A 20836-nucleotide genomic window follows, 5' to 3' on the forward strand; every position below is an offset into this window, starting at 1 on the left:
AATGAAAATTATCATCCAAAGAATAGCGATCATTAGTTTGATTTTTTTTTTGTTAATGCAGTTATATCAGCCTGATCGAAACATTGCTTTTGAGCAGGATATAACTGTTAATTTTACAAAAATCTATACTGTTCCTAAAAATATAGAAAACATATTGCGTACTTCTTGTTATGACTGTCATAGTAATAACACCAAGTATCCTTGGTATTCTAATATTCAACCCGCACGTTTTTTTATGGAAAGACATATCAAGGAAGGCAAAAAAAACTTAAACTTTAACGAGTTTGGCAATTATTCTAAACGAAAACAAGAAAACAAATTAGACAGAATTGCAAAACAAATAAAATCTAGCGAAATGCCTTTAAGTTCTTATACATTAATTCATAAAAATGCAATACTCACACCTACTCAAAAAGTAGAAATAATCAATTGGATAAATACACTAAAAAATGAAGAATAATTTTGGAATAACAATCATAATTCTTTTTATTGGATTATCTGCAACTGCCCAAAAAATCGTTCGCTACGATTTATATGTACGAGATACAATTGTCACTTTTGGAAACAAACCAAAACACGCCATTGCAGTAAACGGACAAATCCCTATGCCTACTTTAACATTTACCGAAGGAGACATTGCCGAAATCTATGTACATAATGAGTTAAAAGAAAGTACCTCTTTGCATTGGCACGGTCTATTTTTGCCCAATAAAGAAGATGGTGTTCCTAATTTAACACAAATGCCAATTGAACCCAACACTACTCACAAATACACTTTTCCAATTATACAAAACGGTACACATTGGTACCATAGTCATTCGGGATTACAAGAACAAATAGGTATGTACGGAAATTTTGTAATGCTCAAAAAACCAACCGATCCAACTTTTAGAAAAGGAATTGACGATTTGCCAACTGTTCCAATCGTTTTAAGTGAATGGACAGATATAAAACCTGAAAATATTCATAGAATGTTGCATAACGCAAACGATTATCCAGCAATAAAAAAAGGAACAACCCAAAGTTACACAGAAGCTATAAAGCAAGGGTATTTTGGTGTAAAAGTAAAAAACGAGTGGAAGCGGATGAATGCAATGGATGTAAGCGATGTATTTTACGATAAAATCCTTATGAATGGTAAACCAAGTACAGATGTTAAAAGTATTGATGGCAAACCTTTAAAAGCAGAAGATAAAGTTCGTTTGAGAATTTCCAACGGTGGAGCTTCTTCCTATTTTTGGCTTACTTATGCAGGTGGTAAAATTACTGTTGTTGCCAACGATGGTAACGATGTCGAACCAGTAGAAGTCGATAGATTAATTATTGGAGTTTCTGAAACTTACGATGTTGTTGTTACTATTCCTGCCGATAAAACGGCTTATGAATTTTTGGCTACCACCGAAGATAGATTATATTCAGCCTCCTATTTTATTGGCGATGGTATCAAGCAACTTATTGAACCTCTTCCTAAACTTAAATATTTTGAAGGGATGAAAATGATGAACGGAATGATGAAAATGAACGGCGACCTTGACGATATGGGAATGCAAATGAGTCTCAATCAAATGGATATGAACGTTGTAATGTACCCGGAAATAACAGGCGAACAAAAAAAGAAAGCGGATATGAAAATGAAGGATATGAAAATGACCGAAGCCGATTATAACAGTAATGCACTTTCGGATATTACAACCTTAAATTATGCAATGCTAAAATCGCCAACAAAAACTACACTCCCAAAAGATGCACCAGTAAAAGAGTTAAAATTTGAACTCACAGGAAATATGAACCGCTATGTTTGGAGTTTAGATAACAAAGTAGTTTCCGAAACCGATAAAATTTTAATCAAAAAAGGCGAAAATGTCCGCATTACAATTTATAATAATTCGATGATGCGACACCCTATGCATTTACACGGGCACGATTTTAGATTATTAAATGGTCAAGAAGATTATGCACCACTAAAAAACATTGTGGACATTATGCCAATGGAAACCGACACCTTGGAATTTAATGCTAACGTTGAAGGTGATTGGTTTTTTCATTGTCATATTTTGTATCATATGATGAGCGGAATGGGTAGAGTTTTCAGCTATGAAAACCAAGAACCAAATCCCGAGATCCCAAACCCAAAATTAGCACAGCGTAAATTGTTTGCCGATGATAGAGCATTTCATTTTATGGCAGAAAATGATTTTGCAACCAACGGAAACGATGGAGAAGCAATGTACCAAAGTACTCGTTGGAGCATTGGAACAGAATGGAGATTAGGTTACAATGATATGCACGGTTACGAAACCGAAACACACATTGGGAGATACATTGGTAAAATGCAATGGCTAATGCCTTTTATTGGTTTTGATTGGCGTTACAGAAAAATGGGTAAAGATGAGCAAGAACATAATATTTTCAATCAAACCAATACCAAGGACAATCGTTCCGTTTTTAGTGCTGGTATCAATTATACCTTACCAATGCTTATTATGGCACAAGCAGAAATTTTTACTGACGGAAATATTCGTTTACAATTCGAACGAAAAGATATTCCTGTATCTAAACGATTACGAATGAGTATAATGTGGAATACAGACAAAGAATATATGGCAGGATTACGTTACATCGTAAAAAGAAACTTTGGCATAACAACTCATTATGACAGTGATATGGGAATTGGTTTTGGAATGAATTTGAATTACTAATATTTTTGGTTAAGGCTAATATTGAGAGTGCTTGTTGTAAAAGACAAGCACTTTTTTTATGCTAAATATCAACTCGATTTCAAACAGTCGATATTTCCGTTCTGTGGTAAAAAAGACGTTTTACATTTCAATTGCCACTCCTTTGCCAACGCTCCAAAAGTTTTTGTACGCCCTAGAACGTTTACGATTCTAAAGGAAATTTAGTAGTAGGGCAACAAAAACTTTCCCCAAGCTGTGTTACATAATTGAGTATTATAATTCATTACAAAGCGTTGTTATTGTTTTTTGGTTTTTGCAATGAAGTTATAATATCATTTATGTAAAACAGCCGCCACACCCAACGCGCTAGGCGGTGGCTCTAGGATGGTTTTTTGAGCAGCTTCCTCGCACCAGCCGGCTCCTCAAAAAACCACCCTTCACCACCGCCCTCAACAACGTTAGCTATTTCATAGGAACATTTTTCGAACTTAATTACTTTCAAGAACTTTCACGGTCACTGTCTTTAGCAACTTTATGTTTAAATCGGTAGTGTTTGCATTGCTTTTGTAAGTGCCAAAAATAGCAGGAACTTTTTCTATAATCTACAAATTTTGATTGTGCTATTTTTGGCACCCACAAAACCAAAAAAGCCAGCAAGAGTGTGATTTTTTATTTGCCAGAAAATAAGAAGTAATTGTTTTCACGATGGCTTGATGCCATAGCAATTTCATAGCACATTTTTTGACAATTGAAAATCTGATAATTTCAAGAACGTTTCTGGCATCAAGCCATCATAAAAACAATCAGAAACACCCCAGTAGGCAAATAAAAAACCACACACTTGCCTGCGCTTCTGCCTCATCACACTAGGAATTATCTTTTCATTGTTTTTGTAAGTATTGAAAATCACTTGGAACTTTTGTCTAAAATTAAAAACATCAGTAAAGTGATTTTCAATACCTACAAAATCAAGTCCAGGAAAGAGTATGAAATTTTAAAGCAGAAAAATAATAGGAATGGTTTTGATGTTTCTTTTTTCTGCTTTAAAATTTCATACCCTTTCTGAAGAACTCCCTTCTTCCGAATCAACTTTTTTCGATCCCATTTCATAAGACGTTTATCGGTCACGAGGAAAATAAAAAAATAAATAAAAAGAAAGTAAAGGTAAGCTCCAGTTTCAAGAAAAGAAAGTTCAAGCCTACGGTTTTCAATAAAATCTCCACCCTCGTTTTCGTTTCGCTTCAACACTTTTTGTGAAATCTAAACTCCAATTCCGAACAACTTTATCGTAAAAATCCGGGTAGTATTTTTTTGAAAAAACTTGCTTTTCTTGAAACCTCCACTTGAGAGATGACTTTCTTTTTTTTTCTTTTTTTTCTTTTAAAAAATTTAATGTGTGGCGAGTTCAGCGAGGCACATCATCCTAAAAACCGAAAGTATGACAAATTTTATCATTAAAACCCACCAAAAAAATACCAGTTATACAAAACCCCATTTATTCATATTGAACAAAGGAATGAACAGCGGTAAGCCACAAAAAGAGCCTTTTACAAACAGTTTTGTGGTCATTTTTCAAAATGAAGAAGATTGCGAAAGTATCTATTTTGTGGCTTACAGCTTATGGAAAACCAAGTTTTGGCATCCACATTTAGTAGGCTCGGTTATTCCATTTTTACGTCTTCCTAATTTTTTAAAAGAATTCAATCTAAAAGCCAGTTTGATGATGCAGGAGCACGAAGAACATCAAAAAAATATCGCAACTCTCAAGCTTTTGGAGAAAAAAGAAAAACAATTTCACGAAAACATCAATCTAATCAACGATTTAAGAAGAGTAATTCTATATCGCTATTCTAAAAGATAAAATCAATTTCTAACTTTAAATTTTGACAAATGAAGCTATTTATTTTGTACCAAACCGACAATTGGAAATCCAAAGCATCAAGAGTGTGTTTTGGAGTTTTCGACACCAGAGCCAAAGCCATAGACAGCGCAAAATGGCAAGAATTATACAACCACAATTCAGAAGTAGTCGTTTTAGAAGTTACCCTTAATCTATTTGAAGAAGTTTAGTTTTTAACCACAAAAAAGCCCAATCCTTAAGGTTTGGGCTTCAATATCGTCTAATCCAAAGGTCACCACAACTAGAATTAGACTATTTTTTGTGCTTCTTAATGAAAATTTTGAGTATCAAAGATATTAAAAAACTGACTATTGCCCCAAGCGTGGCAAGAATTATAGTTTTAAGCACATCTTCCGAATGTAGATTCGGCAAAACACTCAAAAACGTACCGCTAGCGGTACCCATTACAGTTGAATTACTGTGATCCATCAGCTTTTTCGGTTGTCAATTGGCTAACCGCTGAAATAACACCTCCAGCAACCGTCAAATAACCCGCTACCGAAGTAACAACAACTGGTAAAGCAATGGGTGCAGCCAAAACAGTTCCGCCAACGGCGGCCAATGTCAAACCAATATTTCGAAGCACTTTGAAAAATTTTGGAGTTGGAGCTTTCGCTCTTTTTATTGCATTCATAAATTTATTTTTTTGTCATTCCCGTTTGGGAATCTGATTTAACAATCAATTCAACACTTTCGCCCTTATCTAAAGCTTTATAAACCAATTCTTTTAATTTGACAAAAGCTTTTCGAGACATCAGACCTAAACCAGGACCTGAAAGTTTCGTTACAGGAGCAATACAGCCATTCAATTCTTGCAAAGCATTATTGGCTGGATGAAACAAAATCAAACTTCTCTTTTTTACACCCAAAACCTCCAAATGCCATTGAAATTTGTTGCTATATCGTTTTTTTATAAAATATTTCCCTTCCGGAATGCAGGAAACTTTCGTTTCGTTATTCTTCCAAGACAATTCAATGGTATTACAAATGAATTTACCCTCACATTCGAGTTTACTGTTTGTTCCATCAGGGAAATAAGTTCTAGTTATAGTAAGAACCATTATACACCACTATCAACTTTCACAATAGATAATGGGTTATAAGCACCGTTTTTCAACGAATACATTTGACCATTGACCTCTTGATAAAACTCCAGTCCTAAAGCCAGAAACAATGGTTTTGTACTTGCAGGAGTTACAGGGTTTGAATGACTAATAGCGACGGTCGGAGCAACAGTCCACGGCAAAATAGCTGTTTCTGCATTCGAAACAACGAATGTTTCAGCTTCAAAATCAATTTCTGCACCTGCAGAAATGATTTTAAAATGCGTTGAACCACTTGGAGCGGCAATCATATTCAACGGAATAAATGGTGCTAAATCAACTGTGATAGCGCCAGTCACACGATCAATAGTAGCCACAAAAGGAGCAAACAAACTGGTACCCAGTTTTCCTTGAATATTGAATTCAAAGCCTGCTAAAAGTTCAGCTTCCCCATCAATTACGTTACGCAATCCTCTGTCACTAGTAGTATCAGCTTGGATAACCTTAACCATTGTTTGAGTAAGACGACTTACCATTCTGCTATCCGCAGAATTGATTAAAACAGCTCTCAAAGCCGTTCTCAAAATCTTCCCAGCTTTTCCAGCTCGACCAAACTCCGAACCATTTTCACGTGTTCTCTGGAATGCTGGATCGCTCGCAATTCTGCTCGCATCTATTCCGCCTTTTTCACGTGCCAAATGCCCGTCTTTGGTTTTGTAAAAAGTAATATCTCCGATAGTACCTTTCAACTTAATTATGCCTTTCTGTCTTGCCATAATTTCTAAAATTTAGATTAATAATTACTCTAAATCATCTTTCTGTTGCAACATCTTCCGATTGATTTCGAAACAAATTTTAGCCAATTAAACCAAATAAAAAAGCAGTGCCTATTCCGTATGTCACTTTGTGACATAAATGGCAGAAATCATCATAAATGCCGATTTATGAACTTAATAAATTAAAGAAAACCAACGCTTCTGAACAAAAAAGATTATTCCTTAATTTTATCACATCAAATATTTGGACCATAGGGCTTTCAAGTATATCAAAGCCTAGTCAAAGCTATAGATAGTGTATGAAAACTGAAAATAAGCGGTTGTGTATCTACCCAAAGGACATACAACGCATTACAGGAAAGAGTTATCGCCAAAGCATTAGATTGTTGCAAAAAATCAGAACCAAGCTTAATAAGCTTGAAAATGAATTTGTATCAATTGATGAGTTCTGCCAATACACCAGTTTAAAGATTGAACAGGTTTTGATTTTGATTGTTGATTGAAATATGCTAGTGTCCTATTCAAATAATGAACTGAACATAACTAAAAAATGAATTTAAAACCAGTTCATTTATTGGTATTGTTTACCCCTTAAAAGTTTTGTTTTAACTGGTTAATTATGTACTTTTACAATTCACAAATTAATCGAATTCAAAAACGATAAAAAAGGGGGGTGAATTCGGTTACCCAATTTTAAATTCAATTACAAATAGCTGGTTTTTAAATCGTTGGAATAGGTTGTCAAATCCCTCTTTCTCCGCCAGTAGAAATACAAATGGTTACAAAACCCACTAAATTCAACGATTTAGTGGGTTTTTTCGTTTCTAGGAATGTCAAATTATTCATTTAATCTCAAAGTTTTGGTGTCTTTCGAGGTGTCACTAAATTATAAAAATTTAAGTGACACCTCCCGCAGAAAACCACCAGTACAGCAAGGTGTTCAATAACATATTCAGAATATGTACATCTTGTTTGTAATTATTAGAAATTTTAAATTTAATAATAACTAAAAGGTTACCACTTATGAACACTACTGTATCCATTCTCTTTTACATAAAGAGATCAAAAGCCAACAATGAGGGCGTCTGCCCTATTTATGCAAGAGTAACAATACAAGCCAAACTATTTGAGTTTAGTGCTAACAAGTATGTAAATCCAGAGAAATGGTCGTCAGAAGGCACAAAAGTTAAAGGTACAAATGAAGAAGCTAGAACAATAAATAGCCATCTGAATTATTTGAAAAATCAAGTTTTGGAAGCCGAAAAAAGATTATTTAAAAAAGACATCAAAATTACATCTGAAACTTTGAAGAATGAATTGTTTGGAACTACCGAAACTAAACGAATGTTAATTCCCATCTTCCAAGACCACAACAACAAAATCAAAGAATTGGTGGGCAAAGAATATGCACCAGGAACATTAGAACGGTATAAAACATCTTTGAGCCATACAATCGAGTTCTTGCAATGGAAATATAAAGTTTCGGATATTGAGATAACCAAAATAGATCACGCTTTTATTACTGATTATGAATTCTGGTTAAGAAGCGTTAGGAACTGTGCCAATAACACAGCTGTAAAATACATCAAGAACTTTAGTAAAATAATCAAGCTTTGTCTGGCCAATGATTGGCTAGACAAAAATCCATTTGCAAATTACAACATCGAAAGTTAAAGAAGTCGAACGAGTTTATTTATCTGAAGAAGAAATTCAAAATATCATTGAAAAAGATTTCAAAACGGAAAGATTGTCATTAGTGCGTGATATATTCCTTTTTAGCTGTTTTACTGGCTTGGCATACATAGATGTCAAAAACTTAACAAAGTCGCATATAAGCATCGGAATTGATGGAGAGAAATGGATATTTACTCACAGAAAAAAAACAGAAACTGCTTCTAAAATCCCAATCCTTCCTGTAACACAAATGATTATTGATAAATATGAGCACCACCCGAAAAGTAATAACGAGGATAGACTACTTCCAATTTTGACAAACCAAAAAATGAATGCCTATCTCAAAGAGATAGCAGGCGTTTGTGAGATAGAAAAAGAACTAACCTTTCATATTGCTCGACACACTTTTGCAACGACTGTAACCCTTACAAATGGCGTTCCGATAGAAAGCGTTAGTAAAATGCTCGGTCATAAAAATTTGAGAACAACACAACACTACGCAAAAGTTTTGGATAAAAAAGTAAGTGAGGATATGCAGATTTTGAGGAACAAGTTTACAGCAACGGTTAATAAATTTAATAAAGCCAATTGATTAAAAACTCAAAAAAAATCCACAATAAATTATTAAAGAGTAAAAGATGTTTTTATTCTTTAATAATTTCTTTTCTATATGCTGTTCCCCAAACAGCTAGTTGTTTAATTGAGTCCTTTAATTTTATTCCGTGTTCGGTAAGTTCATATTCTACGGTTATTGGCTGCGTTTCTAAAACAGTTCTTTTTAAAAGCTGATTCAATTCCATATCCTTTAGTTCTTTGCTCAACATTTTTCCTGATATTCCTTTAATTTCTTTTAAAAGATCGGAATATCTTTTTTTACTGAAACAAAGTACTGCAATAATTGGAATCTTCCATTTACCATTCAGTACATCCATTGCATCGTGTGCGGCTCTAATGATTAAAGTACACTCTGATTCTTCATTTTGATTTGCTTCCATAAGTTACTTTGTTACCTTATTGTTACCATTACTTTTTGTTACTATATTACAAAAGTAAACTAATTTGATTTAGTTTTGTAAGTCATTAAATTATAAATTTATACAAATATAGTAATCAATATTCCTATGCTTTCTTGAATAACTAGGCATAATAAATTATAGAACAACACGATGAATAAACTAATTTATGTAATGGATCCGCTTTGTGGTTGGTGCTATGGAAACAGTACCAACACCCAACAGTTATACGATAAATACAAAGACAAACTAACTTTTGAGATTTTACCTGCTGGAATGTGGATTGGAGAAAACACCAGAAAACAATCCAAACCAATGGCGCAATTTATCAAAAAGCACGACCTTCAAGTACAGCAAACTACGGGAACTGAATTTGGAAAAGATTATTTTGAATTTATAGAAAATGAAAGTATCATTTTAGACAGCGAAATTCCATCAAGAGCGATCGTTACTGTAAAGAAACTATATATTATACAAAGTGTTCCTTTTGCTATTGAAGTTTAAAAAGCAAGATATCTATACGGAAAAGACTTGAATGAAGATGCTACCTATTTAAGTATTTGTGAAAATTTAAAATTGGATAAAAAACAATTTCTAGAAGTATTTCATTCCCAATCAATAAAAAAAGAATCACAAGAAACTTTTACTTTGGCACAACAATACGCCAGTTCTTATCCAACACTTTTGGCAGAAAAAACAGGTAATTTGTATATTCTAGAACAAGGATATGTGCCATTTGGAGCCATTCAAAAAACAAATTGACACATTCTTTTTTAACTAATTTAATGATTGAAAAATGAAACAAATTATCTCAACAGTATTTTTAGCAACCTTAATTTTATTTAATATGGAATCACAAGCACAAAGTTTCAAAACAATTGAAACCAAAGATTTGAAACTTCAAGTTTACAACGCATCCGAAAATAGTTTTGGTGTAGCCTCGGTAATTGTATCAGGAAAAACGGATGCGATTTTAATTGATGCACAATTTACTTTCGTGGATGCTGAAAAAGTAGCCGCAGAAATCAAAGCAAGTGGAAAAAAATTAACCACTATTTATGTTTCTCACGCAGATCCTGATTACTATTTTGGATTGGAAATATTCAAAAAATATTTCCCTGATGTAGTGGCTTATGCTTCACCAGCTTCGGTAGAAGCTATCAAGGCTACAGCTCAAAAAAAATTAGACGTTTGGGGCGAACGATTAGGTAAAGCTATTACGTCAAATGTTGTTTTGCCTCAGGTTTTAAAAGGAAACAGCATTGAATTAGAAGGTCAGCAATTAGAAATCATTGGTTTGGAAGAATTCCCAAATAAAACTTTTGTGTGGATTCCTTCTATCAAAGCTGTTGTAGGCGGAATCAATGTTTTTGGAACCACTTTTCATCTTTGGATGGCAGATGCACAAACTACAGAGGCCCGTAAAAATTGGATTTCAGTTTTAGATAAAATCACGGCTTTGAAACCTGAAATTGTTATTCCTGCTCACGCCAATTCAAATTCGCCATTTGATATCACTTCCGTAAATCATACCAAAAGTTATATTCAATTCTACGAAGAAGCATTGAAAACAAATAAAACTTCAGAGGCTTTAATTTCAGCTTTGAAAGCAAAATATCCAATACTTACTTTTGAAACTGCACTGCAAATTGGTGCCAAAGTAAATACAGGAGAAATGAAATGGTAAAATCAATTATTTACACCCTGATAATACTTTTAGCATTGTCAGGCTGTTCTTTAAATAAAAAAGCAATGACAAATCTTGATATCATAAAAAGCACTTACGAAGGAAAAACTTCGGAAGAAAACGGTAAAAATCTAGCTCAATATTCGGCTGAAAATATTTCCTGGACTGAAGCAAAAGGTTTTCCATACGCAGGAACTTATATAGGATTAGAAGAAATAACCAAAAATGTTTTTAGCCGATTGGGAAGTGAATGGATTGATTATAAATTCACTCCTGAAGATTACGTGGCTAGTGATGATAAAGTGGTTGCTTTTGGAACCTATTCTGGAACTTATAAAATTACAGGCAAATTATTCACAGCCAGAGTAGCTCACGTTTGGAAATTAAAAGACAGCAAAATAATCAATTTTGAACAGTTTGTAGATAGTCAGCCAGTTAATGATGCTATGAAATAAAAATCATTTTTTTGTATATTGCATTGTCTTTAATACGACTAACAAACAGTTAAATTTGTTCTTTTTTAGCTTGCTATTTTTAATTTAATCAAAAATCAATGCACCAAAATCTTATATCCTACATAAATCGATATACTACTTTACCACTTACTAGCGATGAAGAAGCTTTGATTGTAGCTACTTTTAAACCCAAAAAGTTCAGAAAAAAACAATATTTTTTGCAGGAAGGCGATGTTTGCAAATACGCTGGTTTTATTGTAAAAGGAGCTATGCGCCAATACAGCGTAGATGATAAAGGAGTAGAACATATTGTACAATTGTACATAGAAAACTATTGGGCAAATGACCGAGAAAGCTCTACAATGCTTACTCCTTCTATTTATAACATTGATGCTTGGGAAGATACCGATATACTACTTATAACCAGAGCCGATATGCTGGATTTAATGGCAAAAATTCCTTCAATGACAGAAATGATACGGTTAATGGATGAACGAAATGCCATTGCCAACCAACGAAGATTGAATTCTACTATTAGTAATACAGCAGAAAAACGCTATGAAGAATTTTCAAAAAATCACTCCCAGTTTATACAGCGATTTCCACAACATCTTATTGCCTCTTTTTTGGGTATAACAAAAGAAACCTTGAGCAGAATTAGAAAACAAGCCATAAAATAAAGACTCGATTTAAAATTTTACAAAAACCGTTGACATTTGTCAACGGTTTTTTTTATCATATCTCATTGTCGCAAGGCTTACCATTGATGCAACTTTGCCTTATCAAAAATTATTAAAATTTAAAAAAATAAAACAATGAGTGATTTATCAAAAATGTCAAAAACGGTGGTTTTCCACGAAGCTGGAACGGCAGAAGTATTAAAAGTAGAACAAGTTGAAGTTGCTTTCCCAGCAGCACAAGAAGTAAGAATTCAAGTTAAATCAATTGGAATTAACAGAGCTGATGCTATGTACCGACAAGGAATGTATATCGAAAATCCTATTTTTCCAGCTCAATTAGGTTATGAAGCCGCTGGAATTATCGAAGCAGTTGGTGCTGAAGTTTCGCATTTGGCAGTGGGCGATGTCGTAAATGTTGTTCCGGGGTTTTCTTTACACAACTATGCTTCTTATGGCGAATATATTAATATGCCAGCCTATGCAATACACAAATATCCATCTAATTTGTCTTTTGATGAAGCAGCATCTGTTTGGACAAGTTACTTAACAATGTATGGTATGGTGGTGCATTCAGGTCAATTAAAAGCGGGACAATTCGTGGTAATTAATGCCGCTTCAAGCAGTGCAGGATTGGCTGCTATTCAAATGACAAACTACGTTGGAGGAATTGCAATTGCTTTAACTACTTCGTCAAAGAAAAAAGAAGCATTATTAAAAGCGGGTGCGGCTCACGTTATTGTAACATCCGAAGAAGATATAGCTGCTTCAGTTTTAAAAATCACCAATAATGTTGGAGCTCATATCATTTTAGATCCTGTTGTGGGTGCTAAATTCAGTAATCTTTTAAGCTCGGTTGCCGAAAACGGAAAAGTATTTGTTTACGGTGCATTAAGTCATGAACCTGCCAGTTTCCCAGCATTTGATGTTTTGATGAAAACACCAACTATTAGAGGTTATTCAGCGATTGAAGTAATGGGAAATATGGAAGTTTTAATACAAGCTGTCACTTTTATTGATAAAGGATTAGCAGAAGAAAAATTGAAACCAGTTATTGATAAAGTTTTTAGTATTGATGACATCGTTGCTTCTCATAATTATTTAGAATCCAACCAGCAATTTGGAAAAATTGTAGTGAATATATAAGTCACGACACTTTAAAAAAAATCAAAACAGTTGACATTTATAACTACTGTATTTGTTGGAAGGGTTTAACAAAACTGACTTACAAACAGTCATCAAAAAAAGAATATAAAATGAAAGTAATTGTATTTGGAGCTACAGGATTAGTTGGGAAACAGATTGTAAAAGAGAGTTTAAAACTTGGAAATGAAGTAACAGTTTATATCCGACAAACTGGATTTTCAATTGACGGAGTAAAAGTTATTTCCGGAGAATTGGATGATGAAGCTAAAATTGCAGCAATCATTAAAGATTATGATGCAATAGCTTGTGCAGTAGCCAATAGAGATCTTGAAGATCCTACACAAGTTCTAACACCATTTGTAAAATTAGTTACTAAACACATTTCGCAAGAACAAAGATTGATTGTAGTAGCAGGTTCTGGTTTAACACTTTTAAATTTCAATACTTTAAGAAGAGATTTGCCAGGACAACCAGCATTTTTGAAAAATCCACGAGCTGATCATTGGGATGCTTATACTTATCTTGCAGCTATAGATGTCAATTATTTAGTTGTGTGTCCAACAATGATTGTTAAGGGGGACTCTGATGGTAATTATATTTTTGAAGAAAAATATTTTCCACAAAGCGAAAGCAAAGAAATATTCGCAGGTAATGTAGGGCATTATATTGCGAAAGAGCTTAATGAGCAAAATTTTAAACAAACAAGAATTGGTCTTGTAAACAAAGGATAACTTATAGTATCCCCTTTAAAATAATTCAAAACCGTTGACAAGATGTCAGCGGTTTTTTTATGAATCGATGTTAAAAAATAATGTGACAATAATTTTAAACTAACATTCTTTTGATAATTGATTATGAATTTCACCCCACTCTGCCATAGCCTCTAGGACAGGTAGTAATGTTTTACCTTTTTCAGACAAATAATATTCTACGTGTGGGGGAACAATTTCTTTTGCATCTCTCACAACCAAACCATCAAGTTCTAACTGTTTCAGTTGTTGCGCCAGCATTTTCTCTGTAGTGAATATCAATATTTTTTTCAACTGTCCAAATCGCAATGGCTCATTTCGAAGTTGATATAGAATGATCGTTTTCCATCGCCCACCAATCATTTCAATGGTAAAGGACATAGGACATTTAGTAAGGACGTTATTGTTTAAGCTATTGGTTGAATTCTCTTTTCTCTTTGCCATTTATACGCTTACTTTTTAGGTAGTACTTGTTTTTACAATAGTGCAAATATACCTTTGTATTATTAAAAATCAAATAAAAATAAAAATCTTATGAAAGTATTATTAATTGGAGGAACGGGCAACATTGGGCAGAGAATTTTAAAAGAAGCTTTGGATAAAGGGTATGAAGTAACGGCAGTGCAACGTAAACCAGAAGCATTAGAATTGAAACACCCAAATTTAACAGTAATCAAAGGCGACTTACTAAACCAAACAGAATTACCGTCTTTAATAGCTGGTAAGGATGTTGTAGTATCTGCAATATCACTTTATGCAGGACTTTCTCCAGAACAGTTTAAAAAAGCGCATCAAAATCTTATTGATGCTTTAAAAAAACAATCACAAACAAGAATTATTGCAGTTGGTGGAGGTACCAATAATGAGGTTGCACCAGGCGTAAGAATGTTGGATGTCGCTGACATTATGAGTAATATTCCTGAAGAATATAAGCCTTCGATTTTCGTACACGGTGAAGTTCAAAAATTATATGAAGCTTCAGGACTGGAAAATTGGACTTATTTTAACCCAGCAGCAATGATACAAGCAGGCGAAAGCACTGGTAAATTTAGATTAGGAACTACTAATCTAGTTGCAGACGAAAACGGAAGAAGCACTATTTCATTCGAAGATTATGCGGTGGCATTAGTTGATGAAATCAAAAATCAACATTACGTTGGTAAGCCATTTACTATTGGTTATTAATTGAAAAATTGCTTTTAAAATAATCGTCTATCACAAATAGAATTGCAATTTTTAGTCAATCTTAACGGTATTAAACCTGTTTTCAATTCTAAATAATTTTGACTAAACCGTTGACATTTGTCAACGGTTTTTTTTATCATATCTCATTGTCGCAAGGCTTGCCTTTGATGCAACTTTGCCCTATCAAAAACGATAAAAAAACAACATTAAAATTGAATCAAAAATGAAAAATTTAAAAACAATCACATTAGCCCTATTAGTAGCATTCGGAACAACCGTATCAGCACAAACAAAAAAAGCAAAAAACACAAAAAAAGTTCCAGCTACAGAATTGCTTCGAAACAGCTTAAACACCTTTCTTTCTAAAGATATGAAAGCTTGGTCAGAACTTTGTGATAAAGACGTAGTATGTGAATTTCCTTTTGCTCCTGAAGGTATGCAAGCAAAATTTGAAGGGCGTGTTGCCATTTATGAATACCTAAAAAATTACCCAACTTACATTGATGTAAAATCGCTTCCAACCTTGAAAATCTATCCTACTGATGACGAAAATGTTGCCATAGCAGAATGGAGTGCGTCTGGTGTGGTAATTGGTAATGGCAATCCGTATGAAATGAAGTATGCCACTTTTGTAACTTTCCGTAACGGACTCATTATAAACTACCGTGAATATTGGAATCCACAAGCTTTCCAAAAAGCAATGACTGGTGGTAGTTTTGATAAGAAATAATTATATACACCTTTTTTTACAATACACCAATAGAAACCGTTGACAAATGTCAACGGTTTTTTTTATCATATCTCATCGTTTTAAGACTTGATTAGAATGCAATTTTACAGTATAAAACAAACAAAAAAACAACCCTTAAAAATTAGAAAAAATGAACAAGAACAAAATTATTTACTGGGCAACAACTGGAATTATTAGTGCTATGATGATATTTAGTGCTTACGGATATTTTTCAAATCCAGATATGAAAGCAGCATTCGTGCATTTAGGATTCCCTGATTATTTCAGAATTGAACTTGGAGTTCTCAAAATTTTAGGAGCTTTAGCATTAATACTTCCAATAGTTCCAGATAAAATTAAATCGTTCGCTTATTTTGGATTTGCATTGACATTTGTTTCTGCATTTATTGCACATATAGCAAGTGGAGACCCAATGTCTGTAGCTACTGCACCGATTATCTTTTTAGTGATTTTGGGAGTATCTAATTACTACCAAGATGAAATTTAATAAATAAAATATCCACTAAAAAAACGGTTGCGAAGCATAATGAAATAAGATCGCTCAAAAAACAAATCCTATACCTATGAAAAAGGAAACCAGTTTCTCTACAAAAGGTAACAAAACCGATCTCGGTCCTTTGATTATCAATAGAATTTTACCCAATCGCTATGCAAAAAAAGTAGGTCCTTTTGTGTTTCTTGATTATGTAGCACCAGCTATCAAAGAAATCATCAATACAAAAGGAATGGGTGCTCATCCACATCGGGGCATTGCTACATTAACGTATATTCTTCAAGGCGAAGTAGAACATTTTGACAGTGCAGGACATACCGGAAAAATTTATTCTGGCGGTATGCAATGGATGAAAGCCGGAAACGGAATCATACACGACGAAAATTTTAACTACGACTCTCAAACGGATAGTAAAATGATTCAAGGCTTTCAGTTTTGGATTAATCTTCCTGCCAAAAACAAAGCAGAAAGTCCAGAACATATAGCAATCCAAGCGGAAGAAGTACCTAGAAAAGCATTGCCTAACCAAGCAGGTTGGATAAAAGTAATTGTAGGCAACTATGAAGAATTGAGTTCTAAAATCCCTAATTATTCTGAACAGTTTTTATATCACATTCATTTAGAGGTTGGAAAGAAATTTTCTATCAATTTGGCTGATAAAATAGAAGTTGCCGCTTTTTTAACCACACAAAATGCAATACTCAATGATGCCGAATTTCAAGCAGGAGAGTTTGTAGAATTTGGTAGAAAAGCAGGAGAAATTGAAATAATAAACACCTCACAAACCGCTATCGATGTGTTATTGTTTGGTGGCGAAGAATATACAGAACCTATTGTGTCAGAAGGTCCGTTTGTGATGAACTCACTAGCCGAAATATGTGAAGCATACCGTGATTTTTATGATGGAAAATACGGAAAAATTAATCTAAATAAATAAGAAAAAATGAAATTATTACAATCAAATAAAATTGGAAACTTAAGTCTAACAAACAGTATAGCAATGGCACCTATGACACGTGCTCGTGGCGAAGGAAACGGAGTAGCAAATGATTTGACCGTTCTTTATTATACCCAAAGAGCAACTGCAGGGTTGATAATTACGGAAGGCATCAATATCTCGGAACAAGCATTAGGAAGCCCTTTTACACTCGGAATTTATACCGAGGAACAAATTGCAGGCTGGAAAAAAGTAACAGATGCAGTACACGAAAAAGGAGGCAAAATTTTCGCCCAGCTTTGGCATACAGGTCGTGTAGCCCATTCGGCAGATAAAAAAGGTGTATTACCAGTTGCACCATCTGCAATTGCTATTGCAGGTCAACAACATTTTTCGTCGCAAGGACTTGTAGATTATGAAACGCCAAGAGCATTGAGCACAATCGAAGTAAAACTAGTGGTGCAAGATTACAAACAAGCTGCCATAAATGCTATAGAAGCAGGCTTTGATGGGGTAGAACTTCACGCTGCTACAGGTTATTTACCGAATCAATTTTTAGCCGAAAGTGCTAATATCCGCAATGATGAATATGGTGGAAGTATCGAAAATCGAAGTCGTTTTATTCTGGAAGTAATGCAGGCAATATCAGCTACTATTGGCGAAACAAAAACAGGAATCAAATTATCGCCAAGTATTCCATATAACAGCATTATCGAAAGTGATCCAATTGCAACCTATTCTTATTTAATAAAAGAACTGAACAATTTGCCTTTGGCTTACATTCATTTAATGAATCCATTGTTTCTTCCAGAACAAGGCTTTGAGCAATATGCAAAAGATGTAATGGGAACTTTTGGAACATTAACAAAACATACCGTAATTGCCAATGCAGGTTATACTCGTGAAACTGCCGAAGAAGAATTACAAAAAGGAATAGCCAAAATTATTTCTTTTGGAGTTCCGTTTATTGCCAATCCCGATTTGGTAAAACGTTTTGAACTGAACTCCGAACTTAATGAAGCCGACCGCACTACATTTTATGGAGGCAATGAAAAAGGTTATACCGATTATCCAAGTTTGCAATAAATCGATTATTCAACCAACAAATTATGATAACATCAATCAAAAAAGTAGCTTTGATAACAGAAGCTGCAACAGGTATCGGTCGTGCTATTGCCATTCGGTTGGCGAAAGACGGAATTGCTATAGCGGTGAATTACATTGGAGATTCTAAACCAGCCGATGCCGTTGTAAATGAAATTACTGAAGCTGGTGGAATTGCAGTAGCATTTCACGCCAATGTGGGTGTAGTATCAGAAATAAGTAGCCTTTTTGACGCTGTGATTCAAGAATTTGGCGGAATCGATATTGTTGTAGCCAATGCAGGAATAGCTATTATGGGGATTCCTATTGCAGATGTTACGGAAGCCGACTTTGACCGAATCAATGCGGTAAATTACAAAGGAACTTATTTTGTCTTGCAACAAGCAGCCAAACACGTTAAAAATGGCGGACGCATTATTCAAATTTCTTCATCGAGTTCACTTTATCCAGCAGCGGGTCTAGGTATTTATTCTCCCAGTAAAGCAGCTGGAAAAGTAGTTGCCGAAATCTTATCACAAGAACTGGGTCATCGCCAAATATCCGTAAACAGCGTTTTTCCAGGACCAACCAGAACTCCTTTGATGGAAAAAGAAATTTCAAAAGAAGAAATGGAAAGAATTTCTCAAGCTATGAATTTAGGAAGAATGGGAGAACCAGAAGACATTGCTGGTGTAGTGGCATTTCTAGCAAGTCCTGAAGGAGCTTGGATAAACGGACAACAAATCATTGCAAATGGCGGTGGTAGAATATAATTTTTAATTAAAAGTAGTATGGAAATAGGAATAGACAGTTTTGCATCCGGCACAATTCAAAAAGCCGTTGATGGCGCAGATATTCTCGAAGATTTATTAACCCGAATAGAACAGGCGGATCAGGCAGGTTTGTCAGTATTTGGTATTGGCGAGCATCATCGTCGTGAGTTTTTCGATTCAGCACCAGCCGTAATTTTGGCAGCCGCTGCCGCTAGAACAAAACAGATTAGACTAACCAGTGCAGTAACTGTTTTGAGTGCTGCCGATCCAGTGCGGGTTTTTCAGGAGTTTGCCACGCTTGACCTTATTTCGAGAGGGAGAACAGAATTAGTAGTAGGACGTGGCTCATTTACAGAATCATTTCCTTTATTCGGATTCAATCTTCAGGATTATGATGCACTTTTCTTGGAAAAATTGGAATTACTAATCCAAATTCAAAATAATGAAAAGGTCACTTGGTCAGGAAAGTTCAGAGCTCCTTTACACAATCAATCTATATATCCAAGACCGTTCCAAGATACATTGCCTTTATGGATTGGTGTTGGCGGTACTCCAGCATCCTTTGTAAGAGCGGGTACGTTAGGAATACCACTTATGATTGCAATAATTGGGGGCGAAACAAGACGATTTAGAGGATTGGTAGATATGTATCGAGAAGCAGGAAGACAAGCAGGACATTCGCCAGAAAAATTAAAAGTTGGTGTACATTCTTTAGGTTATGTAGCCACTAGCAAAAGCAAGGCATTGTCTGATTATTATCCTGGTTATGCCGAAACCTTTACCCGAATGGGAAAAGAAAGAGGCTGGCCACCAATTACTCCAGCCCATTTTGATGCTCAAGTAGGCAAGAATGGTGCATTATTAGTTGGCGAACCCGATGAAATAGCCGATAAAATAATGCGATTCAGTGAAGATTTAGGAGGTGCTTCCAGATTTACTTTCCAAATGGACAATGCGGGTTTAACACATTCACAATTAATGGAATCCATTGAATTAATTGGAAGTAAAGTTATTCCCATAATTAATACTTAAATCTAATTATATATAAAGTGTCTGATAGCGAACTTCTGTTTGTATCAGACATTTTTATATTCTTTAATTCAAATATTTAATTCAAATTGTATGAAACAAAAATACATTCTGGAAAACTATGACAGAATACTAAAAAAAATCAAAAACCCAAGGATTATTTTCAGTAACGACCTAATACCATTTCTAGAAAATTTTACTTCAGAAAGTTTCCTTATTTACCAAGTAGATTTCATCAAGCAAAGTGGGAATACAAAATATACTATAAAGAAACCAATCCACAATCTGTATCCAAAAGTTACAAAACTAAATTTCAAAGAAAGTGATGTGCCTGAAGGATTTGAACGATTTATTCCAAAAATACTTGATGAACTAAACATTACAGAGATCCAAATCAGTTTACGTTGCTGTTCCAAAAACGATAATGTTATATACATTTTACAAGAGTGTGAAATCGAAGATTTATCACAAGAAAAACGTTTCTTTCTATATTGTTACCATTCACTGAAAAATGAAAATGCTAAAATAAAGAAAACAAATAAAGAACGGGTTTTTAAATTAAAATCAAAAGAGCAAATCGAGCAGTACATCCATCGAAAACAGTATGCACTTGAAAATTTAGCTCATAAATTTATAAAAGAAATCAATCCCGCAAACTCATTAGACTTATATCAATTTTCCAATAATTATGATAAAATAGATTGTTTAAAAATTACTTATATTTACGCACCTATCCATATTAAGACAAACGGTGTTAAAAGTATAAAATAAATTCAGATATTTGATT

Annotated in this window: 26 protein-coding genes; 21 read left to right on the forward strand and 5 right to left on the reverse strand. The window is 34.2% G+C overall.

The features are described 5' to 3' along the window. The first annotated feature begins 1 nt into the window (after window position 1). The 4 genes from OZP15_RS10035 to OZP15_RS10050 all read left to right on the forward strand — a co-directional run bounded on the left by OZP15_RS10035 (window position 2) and on the right by OZP15_RS10050 (window position 4748). Window positions 2-460 (forward strand): heme-binding domain-containing protein, encoded by a 459-nt coding sequence (locus OZP15_RS10035; protein ID WP_281336015.1) that lies wholly within the window; start codon window positions 2-4, stop codon window positions 458-460. After that, a complete protein-coding gene (locus OZP15_RS10040; protein WP_281336016.1) occupies window positions 450-2699 on the forward strand; it encodes a multicopper oxidase family protein in 2250 nt (749 codons plus the stop codon). Before OZP15_RS10035 ends, OZP15_RS10040 begins: the two co-directional genes overlap by 11 nt. Before the next feature lie 1417 nt (window positions 2700-4116). Beyond that, window positions 4117-4539, forward strand: coding sequence for a DUF6943 family protein (locus tag OZP15_RS10045; protein ID WP_281336017.1), 423 nt, complete (start codon window positions 4117-4119; stop codon window positions 4537-4539). A 29-nt stretch (window positions 4540-4568) separates the two neighbouring features. Next, window positions 4569-4748 carry a hypothetical protein gene (locus tag OZP15_RS10050; protein ID WP_103725652.1) on the forward strand — a complete coding sequence of 60 codons (180 nt, stop codon included), beginning with the start codon at window positions 4569-4571 and terminating at the stop codon, window positions 4746-4748. A gap of 245 nt (window positions 4749-4993) precedes the next feature. Here the strand turns inward: OZP15_RS10050 and OZP15_RS10055 are convergent, their stop codons facing one another. The 3 genes from OZP15_RS10055 to OZP15_RS10065 are packed head-to-tail and all read right to left on the reverse strand — an operon-like array spanning window position 4994 to window position 6397. Then, the gene (locus OZP15_RS10055) at window positions 4994-5212 is read right to left on the reverse strand and encodes a hypothetical protein (RefSeq protein ID WP_269225324.1); all 219 of its coding nucleotides are present in this window, start codon (window positions 5210-5212) and stop codon (window positions 4994-4996) included. 4 nt (window positions 5213-5216) lie between these two features. Then, entirely contained in the window at window positions 5217-5639 is a 423-nt protein-coding gene (locus tag OZP15_RS10060; protein ID WP_281336018.1) for a DUF5675 family protein, read from the reverse strand. Continuing rightward, on the reverse strand, window positions 5639-6397 hold the full coding sequence (locus OZP15_RS10065; protein ID WP_269225325.1) for a hypothetical protein: 759 nt from the start codon (window positions 6395-6397) through the stop codon (window positions 5639-5641). Before OZP15_RS10065 ends, OZP15_RS10060 begins: the two co-directional genes overlap by 1 nt. A gap of 1023 nt (window positions 6398-7420) precedes the next feature. Here OZP15_RS10065 and OZP15_RS16265 point away from each other — a divergent pair. Continuing rightward, entirely contained in the window at window positions 7421-8071 is a 651-nt protein-coding gene (locus OZP15_RS16265; protein WP_349293254.1) for a phage integrase SAM-like domain and Arm DNA-binding domain-containing protein, read from the forward strand. Continuing rightward, window positions 8046-8663: a site-specific integrase gene (locus OZP15_RS16270; RefSeq protein ID WP_349293255.1), complete on the forward strand. Its 618-nt coding sequence runs from the start codon at window positions 8046-8048 to the stop codon at window positions 8661-8663. The genes OZP15_RS16265 and OZP15_RS16270 overlap by 26 nt, the downstream gene beginning before the upstream one ends. 52 nt (window positions 8664-8715) lie before the next feature. Here OZP15_RS16270 and OZP15_RS10080 read toward each other — a convergent pair whose 3' ends face one another. Further along, on the reverse strand, window positions 8716-9066 hold the full coding sequence (locus OZP15_RS10080; RefSeq protein ID WP_110306986.1) for a winged helix-turn-helix transcriptional regulator: 351 nt from the start codon (window positions 9064-9066) through the stop codon (window positions 8716-8718). A 171-nt stretch (window positions 9067-9237) separates the two neighbouring features. Here OZP15_RS10080 and OZP15_RS10085 point away from each other — a divergent pair, with 171 nt between their 5' ends. From OZP15_RS10085 to OZP15_RS10115, 7 genes are all read left to right on the forward strand, one after another. Further along, window positions 9238-9588 carry a thioredoxin domain-containing protein gene (locus OZP15_RS10085; protein WP_269225327.1) on the forward strand — a complete coding sequence of 117 codons (351 nt, stop codon included), beginning with the start codon at window positions 9238-9240 and terminating at the stop codon, window positions 9586-9588. Window positions 9589-9660: 72 nt separating this feature from the next. Continuing rightward, window positions 9661-9846: a thioredoxin domain-containing protein gene (locus tag OZP15_RS10090; protein WP_281336019.1), complete on the forward strand. Its 186-nt coding sequence runs from the start codon at window positions 9661-9663 to the stop codon at window positions 9844-9846. A gap of 34 nt (window positions 9847-9880) precedes the next feature. Then, window positions 9881-10771: an MBL fold metallo-hydrolase gene (locus OZP15_RS10095; protein ID WP_281336020.1), complete on the forward strand. Its 891-nt coding sequence runs from the start codon at window positions 9881-9883 to the stop codon at window positions 10769-10771. A 65-nt stretch (window positions 10772-10836) separates the two neighbouring features. Further along, on the forward strand, window positions 10837-11226 hold the full coding sequence (locus OZP15_RS10100) for a nuclear transport factor 2 family protein (RefSeq protein WP_281336021.1): 390 nt from the start codon (window positions 10837-10839) through the stop codon (window positions 11224-11226). A gap of 98 nt (window positions 11227-11324) precedes the next feature. After that, window positions 11325-11906, forward strand: coding sequence for a Crp/Fnr family transcriptional regulator (locus OZP15_RS10105; protein ID WP_269225332.1), 582 nt, complete (start codon window positions 11325-11327; stop codon window positions 11904-11906). Between the two features lie 135 nt (window positions 11907-12041). Further along, window positions 12042-13049: a zinc-dependent alcohol dehydrogenase family protein gene (locus OZP15_RS10110; protein ID WP_281336022.1), complete on the forward strand. Its 1008-nt coding sequence runs from the start codon at window positions 12042-12044 to the stop codon at window positions 13047-13049. A gap of 110 nt (window positions 13050-13159) precedes the next feature. Beyond that, window positions 13160-13780, forward strand: coding sequence for an NAD(P)-dependent oxidoreductase (locus tag OZP15_RS10115; RefSeq protein ID WP_269225334.1), 621 nt, complete (start codon window positions 13160-13162; stop codon window positions 13778-13780). A 99-nt stretch (window positions 13781-13879) separates the two neighbouring features. On the opposite strand, the gene OZP15_RS10120 is transcribed toward OZP15_RS10115, so the two are convergent. Beyond that, entirely contained in the window at window positions 13880-14242 is a 363-nt protein-coding gene (locus tag OZP15_RS10120; RefSeq protein ID WP_269225335.1) for a winged helix-turn-helix transcriptional regulator, read from the reverse strand. A gap of 90 nt (window positions 14243-14332) precedes the next feature. Between OZP15_RS10120 and OZP15_RS10125 the strand changes: the two genes are divergently transcribed. From OZP15_RS10125 to OZP15_RS10160, 8 genes are all read left to right on the forward strand, one after another. After that, window positions 14333-14983, forward strand: a complete 651-nt coding sequence (locus OZP15_RS10125) for an NAD(P)-dependent oxidoreductase (RefSeq protein WP_269225336.1) — start codon at window positions 14333-14335, stop codon at window positions 14981-14983. Between the two features lie 223 nt (window positions 14984-15206). After that, window positions 15207-15713 (forward strand): nuclear transport factor 2 family protein, encoded by a 507-nt coding sequence (locus OZP15_RS10130; protein WP_269225337.1) that lies wholly within the window; start codon window positions 15207-15209, stop codon window positions 15711-15713. Window positions 15714-15864: 151 nt separating this feature from the next. Continuing rightward, complete coding sequence (locus tag OZP15_RS10135) at window positions 15865-16221, forward strand: DoxX family protein (RefSeq protein WP_269225338.1); 357 nt, start codon at window positions 15865-15867, stop codon at window positions 16219-16221. A 76-nt stretch (window positions 16222-16297) separates the two neighbouring features. Then, entirely contained in the window at window positions 16298-17164 is an 867-nt protein-coding gene (locus OZP15_RS10140; protein WP_281336023.1) for a pirin family protein, read from the forward strand. 6 nt (window positions 17165-17170) lie between these two features. Continuing rightward, window positions 17171-18250 (forward strand): alkene reductase, encoded by a 1080-nt coding sequence (locus tag OZP15_RS10145; protein ID WP_281336024.1) that lies wholly within the window; start codon window positions 17171-17173, stop codon window positions 18248-18250. 23 nt (window positions 18251-18273) lie between these two features. Then, window positions 18274-19020, forward strand: a complete 747-nt coding sequence (locus tag OZP15_RS10150; protein WP_269225341.1) for an SDR family oxidoreductase — start codon at window positions 18274-18276, stop codon at window positions 19018-19020. An 18-nt stretch (window positions 19021-19038) separates the two neighbouring features. Beyond that, window positions 19039-20052, forward strand: a complete 1014-nt coding sequence (locus OZP15_RS10155) for an Atu2307/SP_0267 family LLM class monooxygenase (protein WP_269225342.1) — start codon at window positions 19039-19041, stop codon at window positions 20050-20052. A gap of 90 nt (window positions 20053-20142) precedes the next feature. Beyond that, a complete protein-coding gene (locus tag OZP15_RS10160; protein WP_269225343.1) occupies window positions 20143-20820 on the forward strand; it encodes a hypothetical protein in 678 nt (225 codons plus the stop codon). Window positions 20821-20836: the final 16 nt, after the last annotated feature.

This window comes from Flavobacterium eburneipallidum, assembly GCF_027111355.2.
Lineage (GTDB): Bacteria > Bacteroidota > Bacteroidia > Flavobacteriales > Flavobacteriaceae > Flavobacterium > Flavobacterium eburneipallidum.

Coding starts and splice junctions, on each gene's coding strand:
- OZP15_RS10035 (WP_281336015.1), top strand. CDS start 2: ATGAAAATTATCATCCAAAGAATAGCGATCATTAGTTTGATTTTTTTT.
- OZP15_RS10040 (WP_281336016.1), top strand. CDS start 450: ATGAAGAATAATTTTGGAATAACAATCATAATTCTTTTTATTGGATTA.
- OZP15_RS10045 (WP_281336017.1), top strand. CDS start 4,117: ATGACAAATTTTATCATTAAAACCCACCAAAAAAATACCAGTTATACA.
- OZP15_RS10050 (WP_103725652.1), top strand. CDS start 4,569: ATGAAGCTATTTATTTTGTACCAAACCGACAATTGGAAATCCAAAGCA.
- OZP15_RS10055 (WP_269225324.1), bottom strand. CDS start 5,212: ATGAATGCAATAAAAAGAGCGAAAGCTCCAACTCCAAAATTTTTCAAA.
- OZP15_RS10060 (WP_281336018.1), bottom strand. CDS start 5,639: ATGGTTCTTACTATAACTAGAACTTATTTCCCTGATGGAACAAACAGT.
- OZP15_RS10065 (WP_269225325.1), bottom strand. CDS start 6,397: ATGGCAAGACAGAAAGGCATAATTAAGTTGAAAGGTACTATCGGAGAT.
- OZP15_RS16265 (WP_349293254.1), top strand. CDS start 7,421: ATGAACACTACTGTATCCATTCTCTTTTACATAAAGAGATCAAAAGCC.
- OZP15_RS10080 (WP_110306986.1), bottom strand. CDS start 9,066: ATGGAAGCAAATCAAAATGAAGAATCAGAGTGTACTTTAATCATTAGA.
- OZP15_RS10085 (WP_269225327.1), top strand. CDS start 9,238: ATGAATAAACTAATTTATGTAATGGATCCGCTTTGTGGTTGGTGCTAT.
- OZP15_RS10095 (WP_281336020.1), top strand. CDS start 9,881: ATGAAACAAATTATCTCAACAGTATTTTTAGCAACCTTAATTTTATTT.
- OZP15_RS10100 (WP_281336021.1), top strand. CDS start 10,837: ATGACAAATCTTGATATCATAAAAAGCACTTACGAAGGAAAAACTTCG.
- OZP15_RS10105 (WP_269225332.1), top strand. CDS start 11,325: ATGCACCAAAATCTTATATCCTACATAAATCGATATACTACTTTACCA.
- OZP15_RS10110 (WP_281336022.1), top strand. CDS start 12,042: ATGAGTGATTTATCAAAAATGTCAAAAACGGTGGTTTTCCACGAAGCT.
- OZP15_RS10115 (WP_269225334.1), top strand. CDS start 13,160: ATGAAAGTAATTGTATTTGGAGCTACAGGATTAGTTGGGAAACAGATT.
- OZP15_RS10120 (WP_269225335.1), bottom strand. CDS start 14,242: ATGGCAAAGAGAAAAGAGAATTCAACCAATAGCTTAAACAATAACGTC.
- OZP15_RS10125 (WP_269225336.1), top strand. CDS start 14,333: ATGAAAGTATTATTAATTGGAGGAACGGGCAACATTGGGCAGAGAATT.
- OZP15_RS10130 (WP_269225337.1), top strand. CDS start 15,207: ATGAAAAATTTAAAAACAATCACATTAGCCCTATTAGTAGCATTCGGA.
- OZP15_RS10135 (WP_269225338.1), top strand. CDS start 15,865: ATGAACAAGAACAAAATTATTTACTGGGCAACAACTGGAATTATTAGT.
- OZP15_RS10140 (WP_281336023.1), top strand. CDS start 16,298: ATGAAAAAGGAAACCAGTTTCTCTACAAAAGGTAACAAAACCGATCTC.
- OZP15_RS10145 (WP_281336024.1), top strand. CDS start 17,171: ATGAAATTATTACAATCAAATAAAATTGGAAACTTAAGTCTAACAAAC.
- OZP15_RS10150 (WP_269225341.1), top strand. CDS start 18,274: ATGATAACATCAATCAAAAAAGTAGCTTTGATAACAGAAGCTGCAACA.
- OZP15_RS10155 (WP_269225342.1), top strand. CDS start 19,039: ATGGAAATAGGAATAGACAGTTTTGCATCCGGCACAATTCAAAAAGCC.
- OZP15_RS10160 (WP_269225343.1), top strand. CDS start 20,143: ATGAAACAAAAATACATTCTGGAAAACTATGACAGAATACTAAAAAAA.